Source organism: Rouxiella badensis (assembly GCF_026967515.2).
In the GTDB taxonomy this organism is placed as follows: domain Bacteria; phylum Pseudomonadota; class Gammaproteobacteria; order Enterobacterales; family Enterobacteriaceae; genus Rouxiella; species Rouxiella badensis.
In genome coordinates this window covers 726,749-738,882 of sequence record NZ_CP114062.1, presented here as the reverse complement: position 1 = coordinate 738,882, position 12,134 = coordinate 726,749, and the positions used below count along the sequence as shown (strand labels likewise).

At 45.9% G+C, this 12,134-nt stretch carries 9 protein-coding genes and 2 pseudogenes; 4 read left to right on the top strand and 7 right to left on the bottom strand.

Annotated elements, in window-relative coordinates:
- Positions 1–126: 126 nt before the first annotated feature.
- Both O1V65_RS03590 and O1V65_RS03585 read left to right on the top strand, forming a co-directional pair.
- Positions 127–570 (top strand): DUF3290 domain-containing protein, encoded by a 444-nt coding sequence (locus tag O1V65_RS03590; protein WP_017490108.1) that lies wholly within the window; start codon positions 127–129, stop codon positions 568–570.
- An 11-nt stretch (positions 571–581) separates the two neighbouring features.
- Complete coding sequence (locus O1V65_RS03585; protein WP_017490107.1) at positions 582–1,217, top strand: DUF421 domain-containing protein; 636 nt, start codon at positions 582–584, stop codon at positions 1,215–1,217.
- A 184-nt stretch (positions 1,218–1,401) separates the two neighbouring features.
- On the opposite strand, the gene O1V65_RS03580 is transcribed toward O1V65_RS03585, so the two are convergent.
- The 5 genes from O1V65_RS03580 to O1V65_RS03560 form a co-directional block, all read right to left on the bottom strand.
- Positions 1,402–1,893 (bottom strand): hypothetical protein, encoded by a 492-nt coding sequence (locus O1V65_RS03580; RefSeq protein ID WP_084913049.1) that lies wholly within the window; start codon positions 1,891–1,893, stop codon positions 1,402–1,404.
- Positions 1,894–2,259: 366 nt separating this feature from the next.
- On the bottom strand, positions 2,260–5,334 hold the full coding sequence (locus O1V65_RS03575) for an efflux RND transporter permease subunit (RefSeq protein WP_269130172.1): 3,075 nt from the start codon (positions 5,332–5,334) through the stop codon (positions 2,260–2,262).
- Positions 5,331–6,473 carry an efflux RND transporter periplasmic adaptor subunit gene (locus O1V65_RS03570; RefSeq protein WP_165429367.1) on the bottom strand — a complete coding sequence of 381 codons (1,143 nt, stop codon included), beginning with the start codon at positions 6,471–6,473 and terminating at the stop codon, positions 5,331–5,333. Before O1V65_RS03570 ends, O1V65_RS03575 begins: the two co-directional genes overlap by 4 nt.
- A 99-nt stretch (positions 6,474–6,572) precedes the next feature.
- Positions 6,573–7,745 (bottom strand): sensor histidine kinase, encoded by a 1,173-nt coding sequence (locus O1V65_RS03565; protein WP_026110286.1) that lies wholly within the window; start codon positions 7,743–7,745, stop codon positions 6,573–6,575.
- Positions 7,742–8,443 (bottom strand): response regulator, encoded by a 702-nt coding sequence (locus tag O1V65_RS03560; RefSeq protein WP_017490102.1) that lies wholly within the window; start codon positions 8,441–8,443, stop codon positions 7,742–7,744. Before O1V65_RS03560 ends, O1V65_RS03565 begins: the two co-directional genes overlap by 4 nt.
- 127 nt (positions 8,444–8,570) lie before the next feature.
- Between O1V65_RS03560 and O1V65_RS03555 the strand changes: the two genes are divergently transcribed.
- A complete protein-coding gene (locus O1V65_RS03555; protein WP_017490101.1) occupies positions 8,571–9,359 on the top strand; it encodes a MipA/OmpV family protein in 789 nt (262 codons plus the stop codon).
- Positions 9,360–9,528: 169 nt separating this feature from the next.
- Positions 9,529–9,888, top strand: a complete 360-nt coding sequence (locus O1V65_RS03550) for a hypothetical protein (protein WP_165429365.1) — start codon at positions 9,529–9,531, stop codon at positions 9,886–9,888.
- Positions 9,889–10,135: 247 nt separating this feature from the next.
- On the opposite strand, the pseudogene O1V65_RS03545 reads toward O1V65_RS03550, so the two are convergent.
- Positions 10,136–10,836 (bottom strand): annotated as a pseudogene (locus tag O1V65_RS03545) (IS6 family transposase).
- Positions 10,837–11,080: 244 nt separating this feature from the next.
- Positions 11,081–12,084, bottom strand: a pseudogene (locus tag O1V65_RS03540) (IS110 family RNA-guided transposase).
- Positions 12,085–12,134 lie beyond the last annotated feature (50 nt).

Genomic DNA, 12,134 nt, shown 5'->3' with positions numbered 1-12,134 from the left:
GGCTTTACTCATCAATCGAGAACAGTTTCTGTACGGTTGTTAAAAGATTGAAAATGAGAAAGATAATTGACAATACTTGACTATAATTATAAAAAATAGAGCCTTAACAACCAAGATGATTACTACATGAATTTTTATGGTATAAACTACCTGCAAACGCAGTCTAATTTAAATGATTACTTCAAGTATGCGATTATTTTTAGCACTCTGTTTGTTTTAATTGTCGTATTCAGCCTGTATATGCGTCATCGTCTACAGACTAAATATCGAGACTTAACGATTATCGCCTTCTTGTTTTTGCTGTTTATTTCCGGCGTTCAATACTCAGACTACGCAAATAGTGAAAATATACACTCTCAATCATCGCAAATGGTTAATTTTGTAAAACTCCTCGCCAGGGAAAAGAATGTAGGGGTTGATGCTATCCTTTCCAGTTCAGTGCAATTATCTGATGGTGTGATTGTTAAGATTAATGATAACTATTATCGCGTAAATTTAAGCGCAGATCAAAACACTTACAGCTTAGTCAGGATCGGGTTAATTAACCCGGACATTACCATTATAAAATAACGAGGGACTACATGCCTATCTATACACCGATAATAATAAAATTAGGGCTAGGAATACTTTGCCTGATTGTACAAATAAATCTGATGGGGAAAGGAAACTTAGCCCCATCCTCTGCAATGGATCAGGTTCAAAACTACGTATTAGGCGGAATTATCGGTGGCGTTATCTATAATGAATCGATAACTGTGCTGCAATTTGTACTTGTGTTAATCATCTGGACATTGCTGGTTTTCATTCTCAAGTTTTTAAAGGAAAATAACCGTTTTCTTAAGCATATTATTGATGGGAAACCGATTACATTAGTGCACAACGGCAGTGTAGATGTTAAAGAGTGTTTAAGGAATGGCGTTTCGGCCCATGATTTAATGTTTAAATTAAGATCTAACGGTATATATGAAGTTGAACAACTCAAGCGCGTAGTGCTTGAGCAAAATGGGCAGTTAACTATTATTCAAAGTGGCGATGAGAACATTCGTTATCCGATAATAGTGGATGGATTAGCAAACCATGACTTGCTTGAGATAATTAATAAAGACAGAGAGTGGTTAGAATCTAAAATCGCAGAGCAAGGCTTCAATAAAATTAGTGAAGTCTATTTAGGTGAATATTTGTCTGGCCGGATTAATTTGTACGGATATACAAGATAACCGTCGGATTGAAAGTTGATGTGAGGTTGCTAATGGCATTGTTAGTACGACTCATTTTCTAACCTTAGGTATGATTTGCATCCAATGATTAATACATTGAGGTGATAGCAACGTCCACTTTTTGCAAAAAGCGGCCCAAGGCAACGCACAAGGGCTGCTGTGAGCGAGGAGCGGACGTCGGCTCTTACTCGTCATTTTGATGTATAGCCATCAAGTACCCAGCAATCTCGTCAACACTGAGATCAACATGTAACATCTCAGGATTCTGGAACCAACTATCTGGCCAAAAAATAAGATCAGATGGATTACCGTTAAAATTCCTCTCAAGTAATGAAAGAGCAAAGTTTTGTTCGGATTCTTTGCCCTCGGAGTCACATATAAATTTGATTGTTTGAATCAATTCGCTCCAGGTATAGTCTGGGTAAAACCTCTCCAGATTAAAGGCCATCCTGGTAAATTCCCTGGCACGGGTCCAGGAGGAAAAATCTCTGAAATCAGAAAAAGTATAGGGATATACAACCTGGTTGTTCCATTCGCCCATCATGGTTACTAATATGGGATCTTCTTGAACAGAACCTCCATCAATTTTAGAAAGTATCATTTCAGCACTTTTTGAAAGTTCATTAATTTTATTACTACTGACTTTGCCTGGTCTCATTCTTTCCGGCAGTGGCATTATTTTAATCCTTGAGAAGTTAACTCATCAAATCGATTGATTTTAAACAATACTCTTTATGTAAATACGGTACTACCTTAGTCCGCTTCTGGCTCATGGCATCTCGATGAAACCTACGTAAAGGTCAACGGACGCGATGCGCCTGGTGAGCAGAATCATTGAAAGATAAGACTTTTCAATAACACGAAAGGCTAACTCATCAATAACTTTGCAACAGTGCCATTATTATTAAGTCTGGCACTCTGGATATCCCTTCCAACTTTATGCAGCCGGAAGGAGACTTGTTTGGCATTTAACGGGCTGCAAAAAATTAACCGCGTTAGCTTATGCAATAATATTCAACGAATCACAATACTATTTCATACTTTAGCCAGCGTGTTTATTTTTCCATTTCAACTCAACTTCCATAACGACACTTATTGATGCAGGCAACACAGTCAGTGTAATGAGCGTGGCAACAAACAAGCCTCCGATGATGGCGTAGGCCATTGGCCCCCAAAAAACCTGCTCCGAGATAGGGATCATCCCTAAAATTGCCGCTGAAGCAGTCAACAGAATCGGCCGCGAACGGTGAAGGGCAGCGCTGACGATTGCGTTTTGTTGCGCCATCCCTTCACGGAAATTACTGTCGACCTCACTAATAAGAATAACGGCATTGCGAATAATCATCCCTGACAATGCAATGATACCCAACAAAGCCACAAAACCCATCGGCGTTCCGCTGGGTAGCATCGCAAGCACGATGCCAATTAGGGCAAAGGGAGCCATAAGCAAAGCGACAAGCATGCGGGAAATACTTTGCAGTTGAATCATTAGCAATACCAGCATGACGAATAAAGTTATTGGCAACACTGCGTAAACTGAATTGTTCCCTTTGGCTGATTCAGCAACAGTGCCTCCCTCTTCAATGTTATAGCCTTCAGGAAGCGAACGGCGCAGTTTGTCTACCATAGGAGAGAGTTGCTTTGAAACCGACTCGGCTTGCATACCAGGTGCCAAGTCGGTTTGCACTGTGATGAAAGGCAATCGCTGTCTGCGCCAGATAATCGGGTCACTCACGCCCCATCTCAACGTTGCCACCTGACTTATTGGGACTTTGCCCCCGTTGGTCGATGTTACCTTTAGATTGGCAAGCGTATCCAAATCGAGTCTCTCATGGTCATTGGATCTTAATACCACGTCAATTAACCTATTGTTATCACGCAGGGTAGTCACCACGCTTCCTGACCAAACAGTATTTAGCACCTCCGACAGGCTCTCGGAAGATACACCGGCGGCACGGGCAACCGTTTGATTAACCTCAAGCGTGACGACACGCTCGGGTTCTCCGGCAGTAAGATTCACCTCTCGCGTCAAGTTACTGTTGCCTACGATAGCCTCAAGATGCTGTGCTAGCTGGCGAACCTCGTTGTAGTCTGGTCCACTGATGCGATATTTAAGCGGCCATCCAACGGGTGGCCCGAGTTCAAGCGGCGACACTCGCGTCGTGATATCTCTGAAATCTAGAGCAAGATGTGAATTTAACTGCTGCTGAAGCCTGTCTCTGTCTTTCAGGTTTCTAGCTACAACGACTAGCTGGGATGTATTTTCGTTATCCAGTAAAACCTCCATGGGTAAATAGAATCTTACAGCCCCAGAACCGACATAGCTTGAGAAGTGATCAACGTATCGATTCTTCTTCAGCCAATCTTCCAATCTGCTTGTTTGCCTGGATGTTTCTACCTGCGATGCATTGGCAGGAAGCGTCAGGCTCACCAGCAGTTCTGGCCTGTCGGAGGCTGGAAAGAACTCCCCCTGCATAAAGGTGGTGCCATAAGCTGATAGCCCGAGCAGAAAAACGGCAATGAAAAGAGTCAGGCCACGGTGAGCCAAAGTGGCGTCTACTATTCGTTGATAAAAATGAAGCAGTCTTCCGGGGGAGCCACTGTGTGGTTTTATTTTTGGCGATAAGATCCAAGTGCCGATTAAGGGCGAAAATAAAACCGCAACGGCCCAGGAACTTAAAAGTGAAATCAGAACTACGGCAAACAGTGAAAAGCAATACTCACCCGCGCTGGATGCAGCAAAACCCACTGGAATAAATCCGGCAATCATTACAAGCGTACCGGTCAGCATGGGAAAGGCGGTAGTCTCAAAGGCGTAAGTCGCCGCGTGCCAGCGGCTATCTCCTGCCTCCATTCTGGAAATCATTGCCTCAACAGTGATCATCGCGTCATCAACCATGAGTCCCAGCGCGATAATCAGTGCCCCCAGTGAAATACGCTGGAGCCCAATCCCTGTTAGCATCATGCCAATAAACGTTATGGCCAGTACCAATGGAATAGCCGTGGCAACGACGAGCCCGGCCCGAGTTCCCAAAGATATAAAAGAGACAGCCAAAACGATAATAACGGCTTCTACCAACACTCTAATGAATCCGTTTACCGCCTGCTTTACAACAGCGGACTGGTCGGCAACCTTAGTCATCTCGATACCGTGAGGAAGGGCATGTCGAATAGCGTTCATTCGCAGGTTGAGCTCACGGCCAAAACTGAGCATATTGCCCGTTTTGGCCATTGAGATTGCCATGCCAATCGCAGGATGCCCGTTAACTCTGAAGGCCGGAGACGGCGGCTCGGCAACCTGCCGGCTAATCGAGGCAATATCAGTTAAGGGGATGTAACGCCCGTCAACATGCAACGTTATCTCTTTCAGGCTTTGCTGCGTACTCAGCGCCCCGCTCACATGGAACGTAATGTTTTCACGATCGCCGCGCAGCGTGCCGCTGGGTACTACTGCGTTTTGTTGCTTCAAGGCATCAGAGATTTGTTGCAGGGTGATCCCCATTCCCGCAAGCTGGCGCGGTGAAAAAGCAACGACCATTTGTTCTTCTTGCACACCCAGTAGACTGATTTTCCCTATATTGGGCAATGACATCAGACTGCGTTGAATGGCCTCCACTCTGTCGCGCAATTCTCTTTCTGTAAAACCCTCCGCAGTAAACCCATAAATTGTGCCGAAAGTGTCGTCAAACTCATCGTTGACGGTAGGTGCCAGGACACCGGCAGGGAGCGAGGGAGAAATATCCTGCATTTTTTTGCGCACCTGATACCAGATATCGGGTACGGAGGCTGGCGGAGTGTCCTCTCGCAAATAAACAAATATAACTGACTGCCCTGCCCGCGTGTTGCTTTCGACATAATCAAGGTGAGGAATTTCTTGTAACTTCTTCTCCAGCACATCGGTGACAAGATTAACGGTGTCATGAACATTGGCTCCAGGCCACTGAGCCGAAACTACAGCAGTCTTTATAGTAAACGCCGGGTCTTCGTTACGATTAAGATTTTCATACCCCCAACTCCCCGCGGCCAACAATAGCAGCATGAAAAATGTGACCACTTGCTGATGGTTAAGCGCCCAGGCCGAAAGATTAAATGCCCTTTTGGATCTATTACTGTTCATTCTTGGCCCTCCCCAAGGCTCACTTTCTCCCCTTGACGTAGCTTGCTCACTCCTGCTGTTACGACTGTTTCACCGGGCCGGATCCCCGACGAAATGAAAACTTCGCGGGTAGAAAATCTACCGATAATTACCGGACGCATTTCAAGTTGCAGATTTCTGCGATCAACGATAAAAACTGCCGGTGTCCCTCCTGACTGGGAAAGAGAAGAAGCCGGAAGCCGAATCCCCCCGAGCCCTGTTTCTGGTAATGACGCTTGTACACTTGCGCCAAGAGCCATCGCCCGCGGGGGATTGTTCAGCGAAATTCGAACGCGCCAGGTACGTGTTTGAGGATCAGCCTGGGGACTTATATCCCTTAAGATTCCATGGGTTGTAATGGCGGGATCGGAGAGAAGGGAAACATTGAGGCTTTGAACATTTTTCAGAGCCCGAACCTGAGACTCCGAAAGGTCAAATACTGCGTCGAGCTCCGTAGCTTCGGCCAAGTTGACAACAGTCTGCCCTGCGCCAACGACTTGCCCGGACGAGGCGCTAACCTGGGTTATTACGCCTGGCGCAGGGGCGGTGAGTCGAGTCCAGTCCAGGTTCTCCCGCGCATTTTTCAGAGCATTTTCACTTGTCTGACGATGAGATAAAGCGGATTGCCAGTCTGCCATCGCATTATCCAGCTGCACCCGTGCAATCGCCCCCGAAGGCATTAAAATTTTCATTCGTCTGAGATTGGCTGCCGCCACCTGTTCGCTTACGATGGCACTTTGCAGATCGGCGCGAGCACTGTTGAACTGATTTTCGCCGGTTTCACTTTCAAGGGAGGCGAGTAGTTCCCCCTTTTTAACCTCGTCGCCCACCTCAACACGTCGAGTAAGCAGCCTGCCGCCAAGACGAAATCCCAACGTAAGCTCGTCGTGGGCACGAATTTCACCGGTTTGGTTGTGAAAAATTGACAATGTAGGTTGAGGTGCAATCACAAAACGCACTGGCCGCGGCGAAAGAGCAACCTTTTGCTGCTTTTCACCACAACTATTCAGACCGATTAAAAAAGACAGCAAAATAAGCCCAATTAAAAAATGAGTTATTTTACAAGATGAAATGATATGGCTAATTGCCTGGCGAGCTAAATCTGCAAAAGTGTCTGTCATGACCCTGCCCCTGAATTGATATAACGCTATTCAATCCAGCATTGGTCCAGATTCCCCCTATATTTCATCAAGGGACCGTCAAGACTGACACTTTTTTATTTATTTTTCCTTATCGGGAAATTGAATGACGACTTTTAGCCCGCCATTTTCTGCATTTTGGGCCATAATTCTGCCCCCATGAGATTCGCAGATTGCTCGGGCTATGGACAGGCCCAGGCCACTGCCGCCAAAATGACGGGCGCGCGACGTTTCAGCTCTGGTGAATCGTTCAAACATCAGCGGGATGAAAGCTTCAGACACCCCTTTCCCTTTATCACAAAACGAAATTTGATACGCATCGGTCAACCTTTCTACATAAATATCCAGGGTGCCGCCTTCCGAGGCATAGCGTAGGGCATTTTCCATCAAGATAGTAAACACCTGCCCCAACCGGAATGGATCACCTTTGAAACGGCACTTAGCCGGTGCATGAACAGCAATAACCATTCCCGTGGTCTCAGCTTGCGGCTTTATCCACATCACCCGCTCCTGCAACAGCTCGGCGAGATCCCACTCAAAGATATCAAGGCTGAGCTCCCCGGCATCTGCCAGCGAAAGCAGGTGCAGTTCATCTATCAGACGATTTAAACTGACTAACTGTTTCATGACCATTTCCAGCTGCCTGGGTTCTGGCTGAAATACGCCGTCGATCATTCCCTGAAGTCGCCCCATCGCGGCCGTGAGCGGAGAGCGCAATTCATGTGCCATCGCGACATGGGAGGCATGCAGCTCGCGCTCGTAGCGCGAAAGTTGCTGAACCATAGTATTGAAATCTTCCGTGAATTGAACCAGCTCCGAGGGCGCTCCTTTAACCAATGCCGCCTGAGTTTCAAAGTCACCTCTGGCCACTTCACGTGCGGACGAAGCCAAGCGACTAAATTGTAAAGAGAGCGGCAGAGCAGATCGCAGCCCAAAAAAAACAATAAATGGGATCGTCACAACGACCAAAATTCCAACGGTGATCCAGTCGGCGGAAGCAATCGAGGGATCCGAAAAACGTATACCCCACCATTTATCTACAATTTGATGAAAACGTTGAGGATTAATTTCAGGATTCAGAAGCAGTATTTTAAACTCTGCACTGACTGAAGAAGGCATTTCATGCACTCGCAACAGCTCAACCAGCGCGAATCTAGACCACATGCACAGGGCAATAAGGCACACAGAGCCAATGGCAAGCAGCAGGATACGCACACAAATCCAGCGCCATAGAGATTGATGTCGGCTGTTCATGGTTGTCTGAACCGGTAACCGACACTGCGCACATTGACCAGCACATGACTAATGCCTGCTGACTCCAGTTTCTTACGCAGGTTATAAACGTGTGTATCCACCACGCGCTCTAACGCCTCGCTCTCAGGCAGACAATTTTCTAAAAGATACTGTCGTGAAAAAGCCCGTGTTGCAGAACTCATCAAAGTAGACAGGATACTGAATTCTGTGGGTGTTAAATTGAGATACGATTTGCTCTCTTGCTCACCGTTAATGCTTGCGGTCAAGGCTATGACATCGACTTCTAAATTCTGCCAGCGCAAAACCACCTGCTCCTGGCCTTGAGCATTGCCCGAAGTCCTGCGCAGCACGGCTTGTACTCGCGCGACAACTTCACCAGGGTTATAAGGTTTGACTACATAATCATCCGCCCCATAACGAAGCGCACCAATTTTATCCGGCAGATCTCCCATGGCAGTTACCATGATAACCGGGGTATTATTTTTACGGCGCACTGACGCCAATACTTCCGTCCCACTCATCCCCGGCAGCATCACATCCAGTAAAATAAGATCGGGTTTCCAGCGCAGTGCCATATCAAGCCCCGAGAGACCATCCCCGACAACGGTTACTTCGTACATTTCTCGTATTAAATATGCTTCCAGAACATTGGCCGCATCAACATCATCTTCGATAATCAGGATCCGCTTATTTTGCATATTTACTACCTTGACTGTTTCTCGATAATTCCCTGACAGTACATTGATACTGCCTCTTCATACTCTGAGTTTCATACGCGGCCGTAATCCGCTTTGATTTGCGAGTCATGAGTGACGAGGTTTTATAATGATAACCAGAAAACTACTCCTTCACATTACCTGTTTTTTATTTGCAGGAAACGTAACAAACACATTAGCGGACACCAACGCTGCTAGTCAGCAGAGCTTAAATCTTGGCCTGGCGATGCAAAATTCCCCTCGCTACAGCGGTTCTGAAAATAAACATTGGCAATTTGCTCCTGTTGTTCAGGCACGCGATGGTGCTTTTTTCTTTGATTCGCAAAAGGGAGTGGGATATGACCTGCAAAGTGACAGCGGGTTATATCTAGAACATACCCTTGGATATAGCCTTGGCCGTTCTGACAGCAATTCCAACTGGCGAGATGGTTCAGATAGATTGAAGGGGATGGGAAATATCAATGCGACAGTCAATACCGTCGTGGCTGTGGGTTGGGCCGTTACACCCTGGCTTTCATTGGAGGGAAAAACCATCTTGCCTCTCAGCGATGGACAGGGTGTGAAATACCAAACGTCAATAACTCTTCTCCCCATACAAAATGAAACAAATACTGTTGCTTTCCAAGGTGCTGCATTATTTGGCGATAGCCGATATATGAATACCTTTTATGGCGTGAGTCGCGATCAAAGCTTTCACTCTGGATATGCTCAATATCAGGCAAACAGTGGATTCTATGGTGTGGATAGTACTCTTACCTGGAGCCATCAATTCACCCCGCACTGGAGCACTGCAGCAAGCATCGAATACACTCGTCTGGATAAACACGCAAAAGACAGCCCGATTGTGTTCAAACCCAACCAGGTCTCATCGACAATTGCATTTATCTATAACTTTTAGTCTTGACACAATCTTGATTAAACCTTGACTATTTATTGACTCTGGAAATTTATAATATTGGTAAGCTCTGCCGTCTAAGGGTAGGGTTTAACTTAAAAAATAAATTAACTGTCATCACACCCTGAATTTTTTGCATTAATTGTTAAACCCAACACCAAAGAGTTAATAAATGAGCTTAGATAACAAAATTTTAAGTGCAAAACTGAAAAATATTTTTTTACTATCAAAAGTTGATAACACCAAGCGTGTTATCATTTTACAAAATGAAGACTCTCCAACGGAGATATTATCTTTTGCCGTGGAAGCTCTGCAAACACTTGGAGCAACGTTGCATGTTATTACGCATGATCCGTTAAGAGGCTCCTATACTTTATCATCTGATTATAACTTAAATAACAATGATGTTATTTCAAAAAACTCTTCAGAAGATTTGCTAGGATTGGCAGATATAGTTTTTGAAACAATAGACTTAGCAAAACTCAGCGCTCAAAATGAAAACGTAGAGTCATTCTCTTTAATTAACAAATAGAATTTATAATAATTGTAGTGGCATAGTGAATTTGGCCACCTGAACAGAGGTGATGTCATCACCTCATAGACAAAACAGGTGACATTATGACCAGAAATAACAGACGTTATTTCAGCCCCGAGTTCCGCCTCGAAGCTGGCCATTTAGGGGGCAGTTTGGATATCGAAAATTATTGTACGTTAAGGTGATGTTTTGGGCACTGTTGCAAAGTTATTGATGAATTAGCCTTTCGTATTATTAAAAGGTCTTATCTTTCAAAGATTCTGCTCACCAGACGCATCTCGCCAAGGGGATACCCAAAATAAAATGATTCTGCCTGACCTTTCCTTAGCGCTCACATCACTTCAATCCCTTTGATTGTGGCGTAAGCCGTCTTCATTGACTTGAAGCCCAGCGTGGCGTTGATTAGCCATTTCAGTTTGCCACGATCGCACTCGATTATATTATTCCGGTACTTTATCTGCCGGTGCTGCACATGCTGCGGACATTTACCTTCCCGCTTCAGCAATGCCAGCGCCCGCCCATACGCCGGGGTTTTATCCGTGTTGATCAACCGTGGAATTTGCCAGCGCTTCGTATTGTTCAGAAGTTTACCCATAAAGCGATATGCGGCTTTGATGTTACGACGTGAAGACAGGTAAAATTCAATGGTGCAGCCCTGCTGTCGACCGCGCGGTACAAATAAGCCCAGCGTCCGTTGACCTTCACGTAGGTTTCATCGAGATGCCATGAGCCAAAACCGGAAGGCTAACGCCAGTACCCGCGCAGCCGCTTTTCCATCTCAGGTGCATAAGGCTGAACCCAGCGATAAATCATGGTGTGATCGACATTTCCCCCTCGCTCAGCGAGCATCTCCTGCGGCTCACGATAACTGATGCCATATTTGCAGTACCAGCGGACGGCCCACAGGATAACAGGGGTCCACTTGGAAAACGAATCTATGGTCACTCCCGTTTTTGCAACACCGATTTTGACGATAAATTGGCTTGCTTGAATCTATCCGGCGTCTGAATGGGATTTTATTCCCGCGCCTCGATGAGTTCCGCGCCTGATGAACCTCCAGAAAATATACGGCTTCAATGAGCCTTTCCGTTTTACAGGTTCCTCAACAGACCGGTGGGCCGTTAGTATCATCAATATCAGTATTCGCAAAACCAGATCAGTGATTCTTTAAACCGGTGTATTTCTGCCGTTATGCTACATAAGTTTGCTGTCGTGCCGTTAGGGCCCCGGCTATTCTGGCCAGCTTGTTTGCCAGAGCACAAGTGACGACAAAGTTGCTTTTCCTACACAGTAAATCCCTAACCCAATCGGCCAATTTGCCAGACTGGTGTTCCAGTTTTTGTATGAATACCCTGGCACATTGAACTAACAAAGTTCGGATCTTTTTGTTACCTCGCTTACTAATTCCCAGCAATGTCGTCCGACCTCCCGTGCTGTACTGTCGAGGCACTAGCCCTGTTGCCGCCGCAAAGTCACGACTGCAGGCGTACTGCTTCCCGTCGCCAATCTCAGTTGAAATAGTACTCGCTGTCAGTGTTCCGACGCAGGGAATGCTCAGCAAGCGCTGTCCAATCTCATCTTCGTCCAACTTTCGTTTCAACTGGGATTCCAAATCTTTAATCTGCTCAACAAGATATTGATAATGCTGTTGTAATTTCAGCAATAACTGGCTGAGGTAAAGAGGCAAACTATTGTCTTCAAGAATGGTACTCAGTCGGCTAATAACGGCAGCTCCTCGTGGAACGCTAATGCCAAATTCCAGCAGAAAGCATGCATCTGATTGGTTGTTTTTACCTTATCCTGAACCAAGGATTCACGGACACGATGCAGAGCCCGCATTGCCTGCTGAGATTCCGTTCTAGGTTGTACAAAACGCATAGACGGACGCGATGCAGCTTCACAAATAGCTTCGGCGTCGACAAAGTCGTTTTTGTAACTTTTAACGAATGGACGGACAAATTGTGGTGATATCAGCTTTGGAAAATGCCCCAACTTTTCCAACTTGCGTGCCATAAAGTGAGAGCCGCCACAGGCTTCCATTGCGATGATTGTAGCGGGGCATGTCGCCAAAAATTCGATTAACTTTGGCCGGGTAAATTTTTTACGGTAAACAGCCTTGCCGCGACGATCTTGGCAATGAATATGGAAAGAGTTTTTACCCAGATCGATACCAATGAGCGCAATGTTTTCCATGATAGTTCTCCGAATGAAAGCCTATCCTCAGCATAGTACCGGGAAGGAGG